This window comes from Streptomyces sp. NPDC048288 (assembly GCF_043201555.1).
Lineage (GTDB): Bacteria > Actinomycetota > Actinomycetes > Streptomycetales > Streptomycetaceae > Streptomyces.
Window position 1 is genome coordinate 96,124 of sequence record NZ_JBICZD010000001.1, and the last position, 18,616, is coordinate 114,739.

Below are 18,616 nucleotides of genomic sequence, written 5' to 3' on the forward strand. Positions count from 1 at the left end.
GAGTTCTCCGTAACTGGCTCGGGCCGGCTCAGGCTGTCTGAGCCGAACGGGCCGGCGCGCTCTGCCGCGCCGTTGCGTCGATCCTCGCAACGCGCGGGCGCCCCCGGCGTGAGCACGGATACTCAACTCGTCCTGGGTGATGGGTACTTCGGGCATAGGGAGGGGCGCCCGGCGGAGATCCCACCGGGCGCCCCGACAAGGCACCGCCTACTGGGCGGCCGCGTCCGCCGCCTGGGCCCTCAGGGCGCGCTCGACGCCCGCGCGGGACTCCGAGACCAGCCGGGCCAGCGCCGCGTTCGGCTGGGCCGAGGCCAGCCAGGTGTCCGTCTTGGTGAGGGTCTCCTGGGACACCTGGAGGGCCGGGTAGAGGCCGATCGCGATCTGCTGGGCGATCTCGTGCGAGCGGGAGTCCCACACCGACTTCAGGATCTCGAAGTACTTGTCGGTGTAGGGCGCCAGCAGCTCACGCTGGTCGGTCTGGACGAAGCCGCCGATCACGGCCTCCTGCACGGCGTTCGGCAGCTTGTCGGAGTCGATGACCGACGCCCACGCCTCCGCCTTGGCCTCCTCGGTCGGCCGGGCCGCCCGGGCGGTGGCCGCGTGCCGCTCACCGGCGGCCGTCCGGTCCCGCTCGTACTCGCCCGCGATCTCCGTCTCGTCGAAGCGGCCGACCGCCGCCAGCCGCTCCACGAACGCCCAGCGCAGCTCGGTGTCGACGGCCAGGCCCTCGATGGTGTGGGTGCCGTCCAGCAGACCGTCGAGCAGGTCCAGCTGCTCCGGGGTGCGGGCGGTGGCCGCGAAGGCGCGGGCCCAGGCCAGCTGGTGGTCACTGGCCGGCGCGGCCGCCCGCAGGTGGGCCAGCGTGGCGTCGGTCCAGCGGGTGAGCAGGGCCTCACGGGCGCTCGGGTCGGCGTACAGCTCGACGGCGAGCTTCACCTGGCGGTGCAGCGACTGCACGACACCGATGTCGGACTCCTTGCCGATGCCGGACAGCACCAGCGACAGGTACTCACGGGTGGGGAGTTCCGCGTCCCGGGTCATGTCCCAGGCCGACGCCCAGCACAGGGCGCGCGGCAGCGAGGACTCGAAGTCGCCGAGGTGCTCGGTGACGAAGCGCAGGGACTCCTCGTCGAGGCGGACCTTGGCGTACGACAGGTCGTCGTCGTTGAGCAGGAACACCGCGGGGCGGGCGCGGCCGGTCAGCTGCGGTACGGCGGTCAGCTCGCCGTCCACGTCCAACTCGATGCGCTCGGTGCGCACCAGCTTGCCGCTCGCCTCGTCGAGGTCGTACAGGCCGATCGCGATCCGGTGCGGACGCAGCGTCGGCTCGCCCTTGGCGCCGGCCGGCAGCGCCGGGGCCTCCTGGCGGATGGCGAAGGAGGTGACGACACCGTCGGCGTCCGTCTCCACCTCCGGACGCAGGATGTTGATGCCCGCCGTCTGCAGCCACTTCTGCGACCAGGTGCTCAGGTCGCGCCCGGAGGTCTCCTCCAGGGCGCCCAGCAGGTCGGACAGGCGCGTGTTGCCGAACGCGTGCCGCTTGAAGTACGCCTGCACGCCCTTGAAGAACTCGTCCATCCCGACGTACGCGACGAGCTGCTTCAGCACACTCGCGCCCTTGGCGTACGTGATGCCGTCGAAGTTGACGAGCACATCGTCGAGATCCCGGATCTCGGCCATGATCGGGTGCGTGGAGGGCAGCTGGTCCTGCCGGTACGCCCACGTCTTCATGGAGTTGGCGAACGTCGTCCACGAGTGCGGCCAGCGCGACCCGGGCGCGTACGCCTGGCAGGCGATGGAGGTGTAGGTGGCGAACGACTCGTTCAGCCACAGGTCGTTCCACCACTCCATGGTGACCAGGTCGCCGAACCACATGTGGGCCAGCTCGTGCAGGATGGTCTCGGCCCGCGTCTCGTACGCCGCGTCCGTCACCTTGGACCGGAAGACGTACTGGTCGCGGATGGTCACCGCGCCCGCGTTCTCCATCGCGCCCGCGTTGAACTCGGGCACGAACAGCTGGTCGTACTTCTTGAACGGGTACGCGTAGTCGAACTTCTCCTGGAACCACTCGAAGCCCTGCCGGGTCACCTCGAAGATCGCGTCCGAGTCCAGGAACTCCGCGAGCGAGGGACGGCAGTAGATGCCCAGCGGCACGCTCTGGCCGTCCTTCTCGTACACGCTGTGCACGGAGTGGTACGGGCCGACGATCAGCGCGGTGATGTACGACGAGATGCGCGGCGTCGGCTCGAAGGTCCATACGTTGGGCAGCGAGTCCTTCGGCTCGGGCGTCGGCGAGTTCGAGATCACCGTCCAGCCGGTCGGCGCCTTCACGGTGAACTGGAAGGTCGCCTTCAGGTCGGGCTGCTCGAAGGAGGCGAAGACGCGGCGGGCGTCCGGCACCTCGAACTGGGTGTACAGGTACGCCTGCTCGTCGACCGGGTCGACGAACCGGTGCAGACCCTCACCCGTGTTGGTGTACGCGCAGTCCGCGACCACCCGGAGGACGTTGCGGCCCTCCAGCAGGCCGGGCAGCGCGATCCGGGAGTCCGCGAAGACCTCGGCCGGGTCCAGCGCGTCACCGTTGAGGGTGACCTCGTGGACCGCCGGGGCCACCAGGTCGATGAAGGAAGCGGCGCCGGATTCGGCGACGTCGAAGCGCACCGTGGTCACGGACCGGTAGGTACCGCCCTCCTGCGCGCCGGAGAGGTCGAGATCGATCTCGTACGAGTCAACGGTGAGCAGCGTCGCCCGCTGCTGCGCCTCTTCGCGAGTCAGGTTTGTGCCAGGCACGCGGTCATCTCCTCGTTATGTGTGGGTTGCGCCATCCTTCCACGGGAGGTGGGAGGAGGGCGACGAGGGAAAACCCCAGAGAATGCCTGTCAGCGCCCTCGACTGCAGCGCCCCGTCAGGGGCGCGGGGAACTGCGCGACCAGCCCCCACGCACCCGCACCGCTACGACGGCCGGTCCTACCGCGACAGCTCCGCGGCCACCAGCTCCGCGATCTGCACGGCGTTCAGCGCAGCCCCCTTGCGGAGGTTGTCGTTGGAGACGAACAGCGCGAGCCCGTTCTCCACCGTCTCGTCCCGCCGGATCCGCCCGACGTACGACGGGTCCTGCCCGGCCGCCTGCAGCGGCGTCGGGATGTCGGACAGCTCGACGCCGGGCGCGTCGGACAGCAGCTCGGTCGCCCGCTCGGGGCTGATCGGCCGGGCGAACCGCGCGTTGATCTGGAGCGAGTGACCGGAGAACACCGGAACCCGCACACAGGTGCCGGAGACCTTCAGCCCGGGCAGCTCCAGGATCTTGCGGGACTCGTTGCGCAGCTTCTGCTCCTCGTCGGTCTCGTTCAGACCGTCCTCGACGAGGTTGCCGGCGAAGGGCAGCACGTTGAAGGCGATGGGGCGCTTGTAGACCTGCGGCTCGGGGAAGTCGACCGCCGCGCCGTCGTGGGTGAGCTTCTCCGCGTCGGCGGCGACCTTCTGCACCTGGCCGTGCAGCTCCGCCACGCCCGCGAGACCGGAGCCGGACACCGCCTGGTAGGTGGTGGCGACCAGCGCCTCCAGGCCCGCCTCCGCGTCCAGCACCTTCAGGACCGGCATCGCGGCCATCGTGGTGCAGTTCGGGTTGGCGATGATGCCCTTGGGGCGGTCCGCGATCGCGTGCGGGTTCACCTCGGAGACGACCAGCGGGACCTCGGGGTCCTTGCGCCAGGCGGAGGAGTTGTCGATCACGACGGCACCCTGGGAGGCGACCTTCTCGGCCAGCGCCTTCGAGGTGGCCCCGCCCGCCGAGAACAGCACGATGTCCAGGCCCGAGTAGTCGGCGGTCGCCGCGTCCTCCACCGTCACACCGTCGAGCACGGACCCGGCCGAACGGGCCGAGGCGAACAGGCGCAGCTGCGTGACGGGGCCAAGAGAACTGGATGCAGCCCGTTCCGCGAGGATCCTGCGCATGACCGTGCCGACCTGACCGGTGGCTCCGACGATTCCGACCCTCACGGTGACTCCCTCTGCCTGTGTCGATATGTGCCTGCGGCCTTTCCATCATGCGGCCGACCCGGGTCAGCCTGTCCAATTCTTTGCGCGCCATACCCGCCGACCGGACCACCCGGCCCGTGGAACTCCCGCCCACACCTACGCTGAGCTGCAGAAATTACCTCCACTTGGCCGTCGTACCGCAAGCTGTGCTGCGCCGCGCGCCGGTGTGACGTACGCCTCGGAAAAGATGTCCGGGATCCGGCCGAACGTTTCCGGGGGCTGCGGCGTCGTAGGAGAAACGCGGTGAGGGGGGTGGGTTGTGCTGCGCAGAAAGGCCCGCCGCGCCCAGGGGGACGAGCACGGGGATCCTCTGGACGCGGACCAGGAGCGCCGGGTCAGGGCGGTGCTCGCGCTGGGCGGTGTACCGCAGGCGGACCTGCTGGACGGGGTACAGCAGGTACGTCTGCGGTTGCTGGAGCGGGCCGCGAGCGGCCAGGAGGCGCCGCGGGACGTCTCGGCGTGGGCGGCGGTCGTCGCCTCCCACCTCGCCATGGACTGGCACCGCGCCAAGCGCCGCCAGGAACGCCTCGGCGAACGGCTGGCGTCCCTGCGCCAGCCCGAGCACGCCTCCGGCTCCGGCGAGGACAGCAGGCTGCTCTCCGTCGCCGTCGCCCGCGGCCTGGACGAACTGCCGGACGCCCAGCGTCAGATCCTCGTCCTGCGCTTCTACGCCGACCTGCCGGTGCGCGGGATAGCCGAGGAACTCGGCATCCCCGAGGGCACCGTCAAGAGCCGGCTGCACACGGCGGTACGGGCCCTGCGCGCCCGCCTGCACGAGGACGAGGTGGTGTGAGCATGACCGCCGAACACGAGGCTCATGAGATGTACGACGGCCGGGACGACGACTTGGACGCCCTGTTCGCCGTTCTCGCCGAGGAGCCGCTCACCGACGGGCAGCGTGCCGATGCCGCCTTCATGGCCGAGCACCGGGCGGCCACCGCCGACGTGGCCCTCCTGCGCGAACAGCTCGGGATCATCGCGGACACCCTGGCCGAGCCACTCCCGCGGCCCCAGCCGCAGCGCCAGCCCCGGCCCCGTGTGCGCCCGGCCGGGCGCCGCGGGCCGTGGCAGCACCCGGGTGTCCGCGGACTCGGCCTCGCCGGCGCTCTCGCCGCCGCGTTCGCCTCGGCGGTGTTCGGCCTCGGCTGGCTCGTGTCGAACGGCGCGGACAGCAAGAGCGCGAGCAGCAGCGCCGACACCGCCTCCGGCAGCACGGCGGGCGGTGCCGAGGAGTCCCTCGACGGCGCGCGCTTCCTGGCCTGCGCCCGGCTCGTCGTCGAGGGCACGGTGACGGGTGTGCACGAGGTCCCGGACAGCGGCCGGGAACGCGTCACCCTGAAGGTGACCCGCGCCTACAAACCGGCGAAGGCCGCCGAGGAGGTCGACGTCCTCTTCGAGGCCGGCGCGGACAGCCGGATCCGGCAGGGGGCCCTCGTCCTGGTCGCCGTCCGGACCGGGCAGCAGGTGCCCGACCGGTACGCGGTCGGGGAGCGGGAGATCGCGTCGCAGCGGGCCTGGATCGTCCGCGACCTTCCTCGGTCACGGACCCTCACCTGCGAGGAGTGACAGCCGGCGGAGACGGCGAAGGGGCGGGCGCCCCGCAGGACGCCCGCCCCTCCCTGATGTCGCCAGGCCTTACGGCGTGACCTTCTCGATCTTCACGCTGCCGATGCCCGCGACCGTGCCGCGCGCGTTGACCAGCTGGACCTGTCCGAAGAACTCACGTCCCTCGGGGGCCGCCGCGGCCGCGGTGACCTGCCCGGTCACCGTGGTCGAGGCACCCGTGGCGAGCTGGACCGGCGTGGAACCGTCGACCGTGACGCTGCCGAGCGCGGCGGAGAAGAAGACGTCCCGGTAGTCGTAGTCGGTGGAGCCGGACGGCACCGAGTAGCCGACGACCTCGACCGTGTAGGTCCCGGCGGCCGGCGAGGCGATGGAGACCGCCTCCTCCGAGTCGCCGTCGGCGGACTGCGCGACCTGGTTGCCGGCCGCGTCGTACACGGTCAGGTCGAGGTCGGCCGCCGTGTCGGAGACGTTTCCGATCGCCACGTCCAGCGAGGTGGCGCCCTCGGGCACGGTCACCGTGGTGGTCTGGGCCTCGCCCTCCTTGATGGCGGGGCGGGCCGTCTTGGAGGAGCCGAGCGGGCCGCCCACCAGCTTGCCGTCGAGGGCGGCGAACTTGTTGGTCACCTTCCAGGACGCGGTGACCGGGGTGCCGACCTTGGCCTCGGGCACGGTCACGGTCTCCGGGTCGAAGGCCGCGCCGAGCACGGTGACGCCCAGCTTGTAGGGGTTGTCGAGCAGCGGCGAGGTGCGGCGCGCCTCGACCTCGATCTCCCAGACGCCGGCCTGCGGGTCGGCGTACGAACGCACGTCGGGCGCGCAGCCGTTGCCGTTCAGGTAGTTGTTGTAGCAGTACGGGGTGCCGGTGTTGTCGACCGGGACGCCGTACGGGTGGATGGCGATGAACCGGGTCTGGCTCTTGTCGGCCAGCCCGCTCATCGCGACCTCCAGGGAGGTGGCGCCCTCGGGCACGGTCACGAAGTACGAGGTGGAGCTGTTGCGCTGCACCGAACTCGACTTCGTGTACGTGTAGGCGACCGGGGTGGAGACCACGACCGTGGTCAGGATCTGCTTGTCGACGCCCTCGGTGCGCGGGTCGTCGACGTCCAGGATCGCCGACTTGATGCCCGCGCTCCGCGGCTGCGCCTGCACCTTGACCGTGACCGGCTGGTTCAGCGGCAGCTTCACCTCGTCGGATCCGAGGATCCGGAAGGTTCCCTCGGCGTTGTTCTCGAAGGACAGCTCGTGCCGGAGCGCCTTGGCCGAGCCGGAGGTCCGGGTGACGGTGACGTCGTACGTCTTCTTCTGCCCGGCCTTCAGGCCGCCTTCACGGTCGTAGAGGCCGGTGCCGTAGCCCGGGGTCTTCAGCGCGTAGTCGATCGCGGTGTCGACGGGCGCCTTGACGGTGTAGTCGTGCGCGGTGGCGTGGTCGCGGATGGCGTCCCAGGCGTCGACGATGTCGATCCGGCCCGCGCCCTCCTCGTAGGCCTGAACGCCCTTGATGTGGTGGGCGGTCGAGGTCAGCGCCGTGCGCAGGTCGGCGGGGGAGAGGGCGATGCCCTTCTGCTTGGCGGCCGACAGGAGCAGCGCGGAGGCGCCCGCCGCCTGCGGGGAGGCCATCGAGGTGCCCTGGAGCATCGAGTAGCCGGCCGGCAGCGAGTAGCCCGCCTCGGCGACCGGGGAGCCCGGCAGCCAGGTCTGGGTGCTGTTGATCGCGGCGCCGGGGGCGACCAGCGTCGGCGTGAAGCCGCCGTCCTCACGCGGGCCGCGCGAGGAGAAGGGCAGCAGCTGGTACTTCTTGGTCACCTGGGAGCCGTAGTTGGCGGCCCAGGTCTCCTTGGAGATGGCCGCGCCGACCGAGATGACCTTGTCGGCGAGACCGGGGTCGCCGATGGTGTTGGCGCCGGGGCCGGAGTTGCCGGCCGAGATGACCAGCTGCACGCCGTAGGTGTCGATGAGCCGCGTGTACAGCTCGGCGCGGGCGTTGTTGCCGTCGTTCAGCGCCGGGAGGCCGCCGATCGACATGTTCACGATGTTCACGCCCCGGTTGGCGACCAGGTCGATCATGCCCTCGGTGAGGGCGACGTTGGTGCAGCCGCCGGACCAGGTGCAGGCACGCGAGGAGACGATCTTCGCGCCCGGCGCCGCGCCGTTCATCCTGCCGCCGAACAGGCCGTTGGCGGCGGTGATGCCGGCGACGTGCGTGCCGTGCTCGGACTCGATGACGCCGATGTTGACGAAGTCGGCCTTCTTGCCGACCCAGTCCCCGCCGTACGGGTCCATCGGCACGTCCTTGCGGATCTGCACGACGAACGGCTGCCGCTCGACGACGTCGGTCGCCGGGTTGTCGGTGCCGAAGTAGCCGACCTGGTAGCCGTCCTTGTACGGCTTCATCGGCGTGTCGTCGGAGAAGTCGTTGTTGTTGTTCAGGTCGACCGTGACCGTGCCGGCCGCCGGGTCGTAGAGCACGCCCCAGCTGTCCGTGGTGTCGCCGTCGCGGTTGGCGTCACCGGCCGCGTCACCGCCCGTGGTGTACGACTCCCTGAAGGTGCTGATCTGGTACGACCCGGCGGGCGCCGTCCAGCTCTTGCCTCCGTAGGTGAAGCTCGGACCGGACACGGCCGTGACCATCGGCCGCCAGGTCTGGTCGCTGTCGACGATCGGGTCGGTCGACGTCACCCAGTCGACGATCTTCCGCTCGCCCGTGGTGGTCTTCTGCAGCGCCGGGTGGCCGAGGTCCACGCCGGAGTCCAGGATGCCGATGGTGACGCCCCGGCCGTCCGCCTTCGGGTGCTCCTTGACGAAGTCGACGGCGCCCGTCTCGAAGGAGGGGTTGTAGGGGTTCGCGGCGGGGGTGCTTTTGCTCGGCCCCGAGTAGGTGGCAGTGGCCTTGGTGGCCTTGGCTTTGCCGTCCGTCACCGTCGGGTCGTCGAGCGGGATCTCCTGGCGCAGGTCGATCGCGTGCACCGAGGACAGCTTCGCGGCCGCGGCGATCGCCGAGTCCGCCCGGCCGGTGGGGACGGTCGCCCGGACGTAGCCGAGCTTGTCGTACGTACGGCCCACCGAGCCGCCCTTGACCGCGTCCAGCTCCTCGGCGACCTGCTCGGTCTGCCCCGGCGCGGTCGCGATCATCATCGTGACGTTCTTGGCACCCGCGGACTTGGCCTCGGCGAGCAGTTCGGCGTCGTCCGAACCGAGCTTGTCGTGCGCCGACTTGGTGCCGGGGCCGGCGGCGGTGGCGGCGGAGGCGGACGGGACAGCGGCGGCGGCCAGGGGTATCGGTCCGGCGGCGGAGAGCGCGGCGACGACACCGACGGCGACGGCCATCCGGCCCAGGCGTCTGTGGCCCGGTATCGGGTCGTGCTGGGGGCTGAGGGTCATCTGCATCCCTTGTAGGTAAAGGAACGAGCGTGGAACGACCGGACATGTGCATGCCCGGCGGTTAGGCGCACAGCTTTCCCCAAGGGAACGATCTTTTGGGAACGTTGACCGAATCGATATGAACGTATGGGGAAAACCCCCGGTCCGAGCGCGGAAAACCCGGTGGCCGTCGCGGGGTTCGCGCCCTACCGTGCGCATGTGCGCGAGAAGCTGAGGGTGGCGGCCTACGCCGTGTGCGTCCGTGACGGACAGATCCTGCTGGCCCGGTCGCCCGCGGCCGACGGCACCCCCGAGTGGGTCCTGCCCGGCGGCGGCATGGAGCACGGCGAGGACCCCTACGACACGGTCCGCCGCGAGCTCATGGAGGAGACCGGCTACCGCATCGAGGTGACCGGCCTGCTCGGCATCGACTCCCGCCGGCACCGCTTCGTCCGCGAGAACCTGCTGACCCGCGTCACCGACCACCACAGCGTGCGGATCGTCTACAGCGGCGAGGTCGTCGGGGGAGAGCTGCGCAACGAGGTGAACGGCTCCACCGACCTGGCCGCCTGGCAGGACCTGGACGCCGTACCGGCCCTGAGGCGCGTCGGGCTGATCGACACGGCCCTGCGGCTGTGGCGGGAGCGGCCGGCCGCGGGGCGGTTCGCGGAGGAGCAGTCGTAAGCGCAACCGTCGTAAGCGCAGCCGTTGAGCGCCGGAGACCCTCCCCTACCCCGGCAGATGAACACGGAGTAACCGGGTCCCGGCCGCCCGCAATCCGCTCCATGACCGGTCCCCGTCACACCTGATCCACGTACGGTGATCGGCGCTGCGCGTTGCCGCCGCGTTCACGCGCAGGTCACCCCCGGTGCCAACGATCCAAAGTGAGCGGGAAGTTCGCGGAAGCGATCGCCCGTGACCACTGCCGGACGCGTTCGTACTCGGGGAGATCGCGCCATGTCGCGCATACGCTCTGTCGCCACTTCCGCCGCCCAGAAGGGCCGGGAGGCCCTGGAGATCAACCGCCGTACCGTGCTCGCCGCCGCCGGGGCCGTCTCGCTCTCCGCGGGCGTCGGCTACGCCCTGCGCCCCACCGGCAGCCAGGCCGCACCCGCGGTCACCGAGGAGCAGGAGCCGGTCGCCGAGGGCCGCAAGGCCGCCGCGGGCGCCCTCGTGCCGTACACCAAGGGCACCACGCTCGCCTCCGTCGCCGCGCCCCGGAACAGCTCCGGGTACCGCCGGCTCGGCGACGGCGCCGGCTGGTCGCGGGTGCTGCGCTCCGACCTGGCCGCCGCCAAGTCCGGCCGCGCCGGCCGCCGTACCGCGCTCGCCGCGTTCGTGCAGTTCACCGACCTGCACCTGATGGACGTCCAGCACCCGCTGCGCCTGGAGTTCCTGCGCGCCCACGACCCGCACGCCTGGCGCCCGCACGAGGCGCTCACCGTGCCCGGCGCGATCTCGCTCGTGGAGCGGGTCAACGCGCTGCGCGGCGCCCCGGTCACCGGCTCCCCGCTGCACTTCGTGATGACGACCGGCGACAACACCGACAACAACGCCCACTCCGAGCTGGAGTGGTTCATGAAGGTGATGAGCGGCGGCCGGATGACCCCCAACTCCGGGGACCCCAAGCATTACGAGGGCGTGCAGAACAGCGGGCTGAAGCTGTACTGGCAGGCCTCCTCCACCGTCCGCGACGGCGACAAGGCGCTCGGCTTCCCGCACCTCGCGGGCTATCTGGCCGCCGCGATCCGCGAGGTGAAGAGCCCCGGCCTCAACCTGCCCTGGTACTCCACCGTCGGCAACCACGACTCCCTGCCGCTCGGCTGCTTCGGCTCGCACGCCGACCCCTACCTGGCCGCGGCCGCGGTCGGCGGCAAGAAGCTGATGACGGTGACCGACGCGGAGGCGAAGAAGCTCCAGGACTCCATCCGCAAGGCCCAGGACCCCAAGGGCAGCGGCTACCGGGACTTCCTCAAGGCCCACGCCCGCTCCATGCGGTCGGTCACGGCCGACGAGAAGCGTGCCCCGTACACGGTGACGGACTACCTGAAGGCCCACCTGGACCCCGCCTACCAGGGCCTCGGCCCGGTCGGCCACGGCTACTCCTCGGCGAACCTCGCCGCGAAGACCCAGTACTACGCCTTCCGCATCTCCGACGACGTCATCGGCATCAGCCTCGACACGACGGACGCGGGCGGCCACTACGACGGATCGATCGGCTCCACCCAGCTGGCCTGGCTGGAGAAGACCCTGAAGGAGAACAAGGACTCCTACGCGGTCGTCTTCAGCCACCACACCAGCCAGACGATGACCAACACCCGCCCCGACCCGGCCCACCCGAGCGACCGCCGTCACACGGGCGGCGAGCTGGTCACCGCCCTCAACCGCCACGCCAACGTGCTGGCCTGGGTGAACGGCCACATCCACCGCAACCTCATCGCCCCGCACAAGGCCTCGAACGGCAACTCCTTCTGGGAGATCACCACGGCGTCCCACGTGGACTACCCGCAGCTCGCCCGCGTCGTCGAACTCACCGACAACAAGGACGGCACGATCTCCCTGTTCACCACCCTGATCGAGTCGGCGGCCCCGCACCGCACCGACTTCTCCGACCTCTCCCAGACCGGCCTCGCCGCCCTCTACCGCGAACTCGCCTTCAACGCCCCGGGCTCCAGCAAGGTCCTCGGCGGCAACACGGCGGACCGGAACACCGAGCTGGTCCTGAAGAAGGGCTGAATCCCGCTCAACCGGACCAGTCCGGGCAACCTCCCCGATCACGGCGGTGTCCCTCCCCCCGACCGCGTACGCCGACGCGTACGACGACTCGACTGGGGGAGAGACATGTCCGTACGGACGACACTGGTGGCGACCGGCGCGCTGGCCCTGACGGCGGCCCTGGCGGGACCGGCCCTGGCGGCTCCGGCGCAGGCGGCGCCCGGCGGCGGCCACGCCGCCACCCGCGCGGCGGTGAAGGCGGCGGTGGCGGCCGGCGTCCCCGGGGTGACGGCGACCGCCCGGGACCGCCGCGGCAGCTGGTCGACGACGGCCGGGGTGGGCGACCTGCGCACCGGCGCCCCGCGTTCGGCCGCCGACCACTACCGGGTCGGCAGCATCACCAAGACCTTCGTGGCCACCGTCCTGCTCCAGCTGGAGGCGGAGGGCCGGCTGTCCCTGGACGACACCGTCGACCGGTGGCTGCCGGGCGTGGTCACCGGCAACGGCAACGACGGCCGCCGTATCACCGTCCGCCAACTCCTCAACCACACCAGCGGCATCTTCAACTACACGTCCGACGACGACTTCGGCCGCACCTACTTCCTCGCGGACGGCTTCCTCCGGCACCGCTACGACACGCTGACGCCCGCCGCGCTGGTGGCGATCGCCATGAAGCACGAGCCGGCCTTCGCACCGGGCACCGACTGGGCCTACTCCAACACCAACTACGTCCTCGCCGGCATGGTCATCAAGGCCGTGACGGGCCACTCGTACGCCCGGGAGATCACCGACCGGGTCATCGAACCCCTCCACCTGACCGGCACCTCCCTCCCCGGCACCCGCACCACCGTCCCCCGGCCGAGCGGCCGCGCCTACTCGAAGCTGGCGGAGACGGCGACGGGCCCCACCTACGACGTCACCGCCCTCAACCCGTCCATGGCCTCCTCGGCCGGCGAGATGATCTCCACCTCCGCCGACCTGACCCGCTTCTACCAGGCCCTCCTGCGCGGCCGGCTGCTCCCCGCACACCAGCTCAAGGAGATGAAGACCACGATCCCGGTCCCCGGGAACCCCGGCAGCGCCTACGGACTCGGCCTGGCCGACCGCACCCTCTCCTGCGGTGTCCACGTCTGGGGCCACGACGGCGGGATCCACGGCTCCTCGTCCCTGGCGGCCACCACCGCCGACGGCCGCCACGCCCTGGCCGTGAACTACAACGGCGACTGGACGGAGGACCCGCAGGCGGTGCTGGAGGCGGAGTTCTGCGGGGGCTGAGCCCCCGCGCCGAGCACCCGGAAAAAAATCTCCGGCGGCGATGTCGAGAACCCGCGGCCGGCTCCGTCCCCGGGGTGAAGGCGGCCACAATGGGCCGTACCAGCACCGAGGAGAACACCATGGCCAAGTACCTGCTGCTGAAGCACTACCGCGGCGCCCCGGCCCCGGTCAACGACATCCCCATGGACCGGTGGACGCCGGAGGAGATCTCGGCGCACATCCAGTACATGAACGACTTCGCCGCCCGCCTGGAGAAGTCCGGCGAGTTCGTCGACGGCCAGGCGCTGGCCCCGGAGGGGCAGTGGGTCCGCTACGACGGCGAGGGGCGCCCCCCGGTCACCGACGGCCCGTTCGCCGAGACCAAGGACCTCATCGCCGGCTGGATGATCATCGACGTCGACAGCCACGAACGCGCCGTCGAACTGGCCGGGGAGCTGTCCGCGGCCCCCGGGGCGGGCGGCAGGCCGATCCACGAGTGGCTGGAGGTACGCCCCTTCCTGGCCGCGCCGCCCACCGTCCCGGAGTGCCTCGCCCATGGATGAGGCTCTGCTCAGGAGCCTCACGCCCAGCGTGCTCACCGTCCTCGTCCGCCGCGGAGCCGACTTCGCGGCGGCCGAGGACGCCGTGCAGGAGGCGCTCGTCGAGGCGCTCCGCGGCTGGCCGGCCGACCCGCCGCGCGATCCGAAGGGCTGGCTGGTCACCGTGGCCTGGCGCAAGTTCCTCGACGCGACCCGGGCCGACACCGCCCGGCGCCGCCGCGAGGACCGCGCCGACGAGGAGCCGCCCCCCGGTCCCGCGCCCGCCGCGGACGACACCCTCCAGCTCTACTTCCTCTGCGCCCACCCCTCCCTCACCCCCTCCTCCGCCGTCGCGCTCACCCTGCGCGCCGTCGGCGGCCTCACCACCCGGCAGATCGCCCGGGCCTACCTGGTGCCCGAGGCGACCATGGCGCAGCGCATCAGCCGCGCCAAGCGCACCGTCTCCGGGGTGCGGTTCGACCGGCCCGGGGACGTCGCCACCGTGCTGCGCGTCCTCTACCTGGTCTTCAACGAGGGCTACTCCGGCGATGTCGACCTCGCCGCCGAGGCGATCCGGCTCACCCGGCAGCTCGCGGCCTCGATCGACCACCCCGAGGCGGCCGGGCTGCTCGCCCTGATGCTGCTCCACCACGCCCGGCGCGCCGCCCGTACCGCGCCCGACGGCAGCCTGGTGCCGCTCGCCGAACAGGACCGCGGCCGCTGGGACACCCGCCTGATCGCCGAGGGCGTCGGGATCCTGCAGACGGCCCTGGCCCGCGACCGCCTCGGCGAGTTCCAGGCACAGGCCGCCATCGCCGCCCTGCACGCCGACGCGCCCACCGTCGAGGAGACCGACTGGGTGCAGATCGTCGAGTGGTACGACGAACTCGCCGAGCTGACCGACAGCCCCGTCGTCCGGCTCAACCGCGCGGTCGCCGTCGGCGAGGCCGACGGCCCCCGGGCCGGTCTGGCCGCCCTCGCCGAACTCGACGCGGCGCTGCCCCGTCACACCGCGGTGGCGGCCTATCTGCACGAACGCGACGGCGACCCGGAGACGGCGGCACGGCTGTACGCCGAGGCGGCCCACCAGGCGACCACCCTCGCCGAACGCGACCATCTGACCCGCAGGGCCGCCCGGCTCAACGCTCACCGGAACGGCTGACACCGTCGTACGTTCGAGGATTCCGCTTGCCGATTTTTTTGCCCTCGGCCCGGCCGGTCCGGCGTCCGCCGACGCCTCGGAGACGGCCGTGAAACCGCAGGTCAGAAGGGTGGCGGAGGCGCTGTGCCGATGATGTTGACAGTGGGTCGTCCGACGCTCACCGTGTAAATGAATCGGACTCCGACACGAGACGCGCCGTTCATCCCGATGAAACGTCCGTACCGCCTCATATCGGCTAACCCGAGGTTCCCGGGGATGGCTCGATATGGTGCAAGGCTGGTGATCGTGTGGGCGCTCGGCTCGGACTTCGTGTGCTCTCGGTCTACGAGGGTTTTTTCTCCGGGGGAGCCCGGATCGTGCACAGTGATGTGCTGCTGGGCCTGGTAGAGGGCGGACAGCAGTGGCATCGGGTGCTGAGTCTGCACGGTGAGGTCCACCGAGAAGCCACCACTCAGCGCATGGAGGACGACGCGTGCTACCGGGCGCTCACGGCCGGTGGCATCGACGTCACCTCGCTCGGCCGCAGCGCGGGCCTGGTGGACGGCACCGTCGCGGCGTCGGTTTTCAGCGGACCCGAGCTGGCCGATACGGCTCGGGCGATGGCCGGCGCGGACGTCATCCTGTCGCTGAAGGAACAGCCGCTGGCCCTGCTCAACCAGGGCGGCCTGCCGCGCCGGCCCGTGGTGGTGTGCCTGCACCGCTCGGACCCGGAGAACCAGGGGCAGGCCCTGGACGAGCTGAAGGCCGCCATCGCGGACGGCACCGTCGTGGCCTGCGTGTGCTGCGCCGAGTCCACCCGGGACGCGTACGAGGCCGCCGGGATCCCCGGTGAGCTGCTGCACGTGATCCCGAACGGGGTCGACCTGCTCCGCTTCCGCCCGGACGCGGCGGTCCGGCTCGCGTTCCGCGAGTCCCTCTCCGTCCCGGCCACCGCGCCGGTGGTGGTCTTCGCCGCCCGGTACGCCGGCATGAAGAACGTGCCGCTGTTCCTGCGCGCGGCCCGGGCGTGGCTGGCCCGCGAGGGCGGCGGGCACGTGGTCATGTGCGGGGCCGGCATGACCGAGGACAACCCCGCCCTCTGGGCCGACATCGAGGTCGCCTTCGGCGCGGACCGGGCCGCCCTCGGCGACCGCCTCCACCTGCTCGGCGTCCGGCACGACATGGAGTCCGTGTACGCCGGCTCCGACGTCGTCGCGCTCACCTCAGCCTCCGGCGAGGCGGCCCCGCTCTGCCTCATCGAGGGCATGATGTGCGGGGCCGTCCCGGTCACCACGGACGTCGGCGACAGCGCGTCGATCGTCGAGGGGCACGGTCTGGTGACGCCCTTCGACCCGGACGCGATCGCCTTCGCCTGGTCGGCCGCCGTGGCCGAGCGGGACGCCTTCGCACCGGCGCTGCTGGCGAGCCGCGAGCGGTTCAGCCGCACCCGGATGATCGCCGCCTACGCCGACCTGCTGGACCGGGTCGTCGGCGACGTGCGCGACGAACTCCGTCCGGGCGTCAGCGGCCAGTAGCAGGCGGCACCGCCCGCACGGCACCGTCCCCCCTCATTCCGGGAGGGGGGACGGTCAGTCGGGCAGCGGGTCCTCGCGCACGATGCCGTAGAGGACGCCGTCCCGCCACCGGCCGTCCCGGAACACGGCACCGCGCATCACGCCCTCGCGGGTGAACCCGGCCTTCTCCAGGGCGCGTTGCTCGCCGAAGTTCTCCGACTCGGTCTCCGCCTGGACGCGTTGCGCGGGGGAGTGCGCGAACAGGTAGCGGACCAGCAGGATCTGGGCGCGGGTGCCGACGCCCCGGCCGCGGGCCTCCGGGGCCAGGGCGATGCCGATGCTCCAGCAGGACGACGTGGGGCCCGTGTCCAGCCGGCGCCAGGCCACGAAGCCGTACGGGCCGTCGGACCCGGCGTCCGCGTCGACGATCAACTGGCCGCCGTCCGGGCCCAGCAGACCGTTCTCCGCCCAGCGGCGCCGGAACCGGCCGAGGTCCCGCCAGCCGAACCACTGGAAGGGGCCGGTCGCTTCGGGGTCGTAGAGGAACCGCTCCAGCAGGGGGAGGTCGTCCTCGCGGGCGGGGCGGAGTATCACGGAGGCGTCGTCGCTCATCGCCGACACAGTAGTCGCGGACCGGCGCGGGGCTTAATGGTTTGACGGTGGGGCGCGGTCTCGCGGATCGTTCCGCGCGATGACACAGACACGGACCGACACACCCCCCGCCTGGGACGAGCGCACCCAGCTGACCACCTTCCTCGACTACGCGCGGGCCACCGCCAGGGCCAAGTGCGAGGAGGTCTCGGCCGAGGACGCGCGCCGGGCCCCGCTGCCCGGCTCCCCGCTGATGACCCTCTCCGGGCTGGTCAACCACCTGCGCTGGGTGGAGTACTACTGGTTCCAGGTCGTCTTCCTCGGCGAGGAGGACCAGGGCCCCTGGACCGACGAGGACCCCGACCGCGAGATGCGGATCGCCGTCGACCTCCCGCTGGCGCGGCTGCTGGGGGAGTACGAGGAGCAGAGCGCCCGGTACCGGGAACTGGCCGCCGCCCACCCGCTCGACGCGAAGGCCGCGACCACCCTCCGCGACGGCCTCCGCCCCGACCTGCGCTGGATCCTCCTCCACCTGATCGAGGAGACGGCCCGGCACAACGGCCACCTCGACATCCTGCGGGAGCTGGCGGACGGCCGCACCGGGGTGTGAGCACGGGAAAGGGGCCGTCGGTTCCCCTCCGAACCGACGGCCCCTTCCGGCCCTTCTGGTGCCCGGCCCTGGTCAGCGGGGCAGCACCACGACATGGGCGGCCGGATCGCGGTCGCCGGCCGCCATCAGCGCCGTACGGACCACCGCCGCCTGCTGCTCCATCGCGTCCCGGAGCTTCTTCGGGGTGAGGTGGACGACCGTGATGCCGAGGCGCTCCAGGTGCTCGCGCTTGCGGGCGTACTCGGACCACATCGCGTCCTCGTCGTGGCGCGGCGCCCGGGTGTCCAGCTCGACGGCGACCGCCTGCTCCGGCCAGTAGGCGTCCAGGCCGCCCAGGTGCGGGCCGCCCGGCAGCCGCAGGTCCACGTTCCAGACCGGGTCGGGCAGGCCGTACTCGCGGACCATGCGGTAGAGGCGGTCCTCCGCGATGGCCCGGCCCTCGGCGACCAGCGAGTCCACCGCGTCCACCACATGGGGCCGGGACAGCAGCTTCGCCTGGTTCAACTCCCGTACCACCGCCGCCGGTTCGCAGTGGTGGCCGCGTACCGCCTCGGTCAGCAGCCGGCGTACCTCCTCCGCGTCCGTCAGGTCCGCCACCGCGTCCGCGAGGGCGCGCGGGACCGGCGCCACCGGGAGGCCCGTCACCGGCTCGGGGGTCGGCAGCGCGGCCGTGCGGAGCACCCGGACGTACGAGGTGGAGCGCAGCCGGCGCAGCCGGGGCACCAGCACGTCCACGTGGTCCAGGGAGGGCAGCGGCGGCGTGGACGAGAAGCCGTGCAGGGTGAGGGCCGCCAGGCCCGTGATCATCGCGTCCGGGTAGACCGGGCGGTGGGGGGAGTCGGGGCTCGGCTGGGAGGGGACGCCGGGGGCCGGCTCCCGGGCCGCGAACAGCAGGGCCCCGTGCAGGCGTTCCTCGCTGGTCGGCGGGCCCGGGTGGAGCATGATCACGCCCGGGAGCAGCTGCTGCCAGGCGCCGCCCGGGCGGCACTGCTCGGCGATCTCGGTGGCCGCGACGCCGTGGGAGCGGAGCTGGGCCGTGGTCAGCACCCGGCGGCGGGCCTCCGGCAGATGACGGAGGGGGCGGGGGGAGAGCGGGGTGTTGTGGGTCATGGCCTCGGGATTCCCGGGGCCGGCCGGGTCCTTAACCGGTGTTACGCGTTCGTCGATGAATACGGACAAGCCGGGGCTAAAGGGCAGGTGTTCGGGTGCCGAAGAGAGGCCGGAAACCCCTGGTCCGCACGGGTGGGGGCCAGGGGTTACGGGCGTGATCGAATGAATTGCGTAACGGTCA

14 protein-coding genes are annotated in these 18,616 nt (G+C 71.7%); 9 read left to right on the top strand and 5 right to left on the bottom strand.

Features of this window, described 5'->3' with window-relative positions; genetic code table 11:
• Positions 1 to 207 precede the first annotated feature (207 nt).
• Both pepN and ACGFZS_RS00435 read right to left on the bottom strand, forming a co-directional pair.
• The gene (gene pepN, locus ACGFZS_RS00430) at positions 208 to 2,790 is read right to left on the bottom strand and encodes an aminopeptidase N (protein ID WP_393793265.1); all 2,583 of its coding nucleotides are present in this window, start codon (positions 2,788 to 2,790) and stop codon (positions 208 to 210) included.
• Positions 2,791 to 2,967: 177 nt separating this feature from the next.
• Positions 2,968 to 3,999, bottom strand: coding sequence for an aspartate-semialdehyde dehydrogenase (locus ACGFZS_RS00435; protein ID WP_393793266.1), 1,032 nt, complete (start codon positions 3,997 to 3,999; stop codon positions 2,968 to 2,970).
• Between the two features lie 298 nt (positions 4,000 to 4,297).
• Here ACGFZS_RS00435 and ACGFZS_RS00440 point away from each other — a divergent pair, with 298 nt between their 5' ends.
• Positions 4,298 to 4,831 carry a sigma-70 family RNA polymerase sigma factor gene (locus ACGFZS_RS00440; protein WP_393793267.1) on the top strand — a complete coding sequence of 178 codons (534 nt, stop codon included), beginning with the start codon at positions 4,298 to 4,300 and terminating at the stop codon, positions 4,829 to 4,831.
• A gap of 2 nt (positions 4,832 to 4,833) precedes the next feature.
• Entirely contained in the window at positions 4,834 to 5,604 is a 771-nt protein-coding gene (locus ACGFZS_RS00445; RefSeq protein ID WP_393793268.1) for a hypothetical protein, read from the top strand.
• A gap of 69 nt (positions 5,605 to 5,673) precedes the next feature.
• On the opposite strand, the gene ACGFZS_RS00450 is transcribed toward ACGFZS_RS00445, so the two are convergent.
• The gene (locus ACGFZS_RS00450) at positions 5,674 to 8,982 is read right to left on the bottom strand and encodes a S8 family serine peptidase (protein ID WP_393793269.1); all 3,309 of its coding nucleotides are present in this window, start codon (positions 8,980 to 8,982) and stop codon (positions 5,674 to 5,676) included.
• A 198-nt stretch (positions 8,983 to 9,180) separates the two neighbouring features.
• On the opposite strand from ACGFZS_RS00450, the gene ACGFZS_RS00455 reads away from it, so the two are divergent.
• From ACGFZS_RS00455 to ACGFZS_RS00480, 6 genes are all read left to right on the top strand, one after another.
• On the top strand, positions 9,181 to 9,645 hold the full coding sequence (locus ACGFZS_RS00455) for an NUDIX hydrolase (protein ID WP_393793270.1): 465 nt from the start codon (positions 9,181 to 9,183) through the stop codon (positions 9,643 to 9,645).
• Positions 9,646 to 9,918: 273 nt separating this feature from the next.
• Entirely contained in the window at positions 9,919 to 11,697 is a 1,779-nt protein-coding gene (locus ACGFZS_RS00460) for a TIGR03767 family metallophosphoesterase (RefSeq protein ID WP_393793271.1), read from the top strand.
• Positions 11,698 to 11,802: 105 nt separating this feature from the next.
• Positions 11,803 to 12,951, top strand: coding sequence for a serine hydrolase domain-containing protein (locus ACGFZS_RS00465; RefSeq protein ID WP_393793272.1), 1,149 nt, complete (start codon positions 11,803 to 11,805; stop codon positions 12,949 to 12,951).
• A 119-nt stretch (positions 12,952 to 13,070) separates the two neighbouring features.
• Positions 13,071 to 13,493 carry a YciI family protein gene (locus ACGFZS_RS00470; RefSeq protein WP_355711863.1) on the top strand — a complete coding sequence of 141 codons (423 nt, stop codon included), beginning with the start codon at positions 13,071 to 13,073 and terminating at the stop codon, positions 13,491 to 13,493.
• Positions 13,486 to 14,631: an RNA polymerase sigma factor gene (locus ACGFZS_RS00475; protein WP_393793273.1), complete on the top strand. Its 1,146-nt coding sequence runs from the start codon at positions 13,486 to 13,488 to the stop codon at positions 14,629 to 14,631. The genes ACGFZS_RS00470 and ACGFZS_RS00475 overlap by 8 nt, the downstream gene beginning before the upstream one ends.
• Positions 14,632 to 14,942: 311 nt before the next feature.
• Complete coding sequence (locus ACGFZS_RS00480; protein WP_393793274.1) at positions 14,943 to 16,145, top strand: glycosyltransferase; 1,203 nt, start codon at positions 14,943 to 14,945, stop codon at positions 16,143 to 16,145.
• A 54-nt stretch (positions 16,146 to 16,199) separates the two neighbouring features.
• Here ACGFZS_RS00480 and ACGFZS_RS00485 read toward each other — a convergent pair whose 3' ends face one another.
• Complete coding sequence (locus ACGFZS_RS00485; protein WP_393793275.1) at positions 16,200 to 16,736, bottom strand: GNAT family N-acetyltransferase; 537 nt, start codon at positions 16,734 to 16,736, stop codon at positions 16,200 to 16,202.
• A 79-nt stretch (positions 16,737 to 16,815) separates the two neighbouring features.
• Here ACGFZS_RS00485 and ACGFZS_RS00490 point away from each other — a divergent pair, with 79 nt between their 5' ends.
• Positions 16,816 to 17,325 carry a DinB family protein gene (locus tag ACGFZS_RS00490; RefSeq protein WP_393793276.1) on the top strand — a complete coding sequence of 170 codons (510 nt, stop codon included), beginning with the start codon at positions 16,816 to 16,818 and terminating at the stop codon, positions 17,323 to 17,325.
• A gap of 72 nt (positions 17,326 to 17,397) precedes the next feature.
• On the opposite strand, the gene ACGFZS_RS00495 is transcribed toward ACGFZS_RS00490, so the two are convergent.
• Positions 17,398 to 18,435 carry a hypothetical protein gene (locus ACGFZS_RS00495; protein ID WP_393793277.1) on the bottom strand — a complete coding sequence of 346 codons (1,038 nt, stop codon included), beginning with the start codon at positions 18,433 to 18,435 and terminating at the stop codon, positions 17,398 to 17,400.
• Between the last annotated feature and the right edge of the window lie 181 nt (positions 18,436 to 18,616).

What these genes read in the sequence shown, in the direction of transcription:
- ACGFZS_RS00445 (WP_393793268.1), top strand. Translation starts at nt 4,834, where the DNA reads ATGACCGCCGAACACGAGGCTCATGAGATGTACGACGGCCGGGACGAC.
- ACGFZS_RS00450 (WP_393793269.1), bottom strand. Translation starts at nt 8,982, where the DNA reads ATGACCCTCAGCCCCCAGCACGACCCGATACCGGGCCACAGACGCCTG.
- ACGFZS_RS00460 (WP_393793271.1), top strand. Translation starts at nt 9,919, where the DNA reads ATGTCGCGCATACGCTCTGTCGCCACTTCCGCCGCCCAGAAGGGCCGG.
- ACGFZS_RS00465 (WP_393793272.1), top strand. Translation starts at nt 11,803, where the DNA reads ATGTCCGTACGGACGACACTGGTGGCGACCGGCGCGCTGGCCCTGACG.
- ACGFZS_RS00470 (WP_355711863.1), top strand. Translation starts at nt 13,071, where the DNA reads ATGGCCAAGTACCTGCTGCTGAAGCACTACCGCGGCGCCCCGGCCCCG.
- ACGFZS_RS00475 (WP_393793273.1), top strand. Translation starts at nt 13,486, where the DNA reads ATGGATGAGGCTCTGCTCAGGAGCCTCACGCCCAGCGTGCTCACCGTC.
- ACGFZS_RS00485 (WP_393793275.1), bottom strand. Translation starts at nt 16,736, where the DNA reads ATGAGCGACGACGCCTCCGTGATACTCCGCCCCGCCCGCGAGGACGAC.
- ACGFZS_RS00490 (WP_393793276.1), top strand. Translation starts at nt 16,816, where the DNA reads ATGACACAGACACGGACCGACACACCCCCCGCCTGGGACGAGCGCACC.
- ACGFZS_RS00495 (WP_393793277.1), bottom strand. Translation starts at nt 18,435, where the DNA reads ATGACCCACAACACCCCGCTCTCCCCCCGCCCCCTCCGTCATCTGCCG.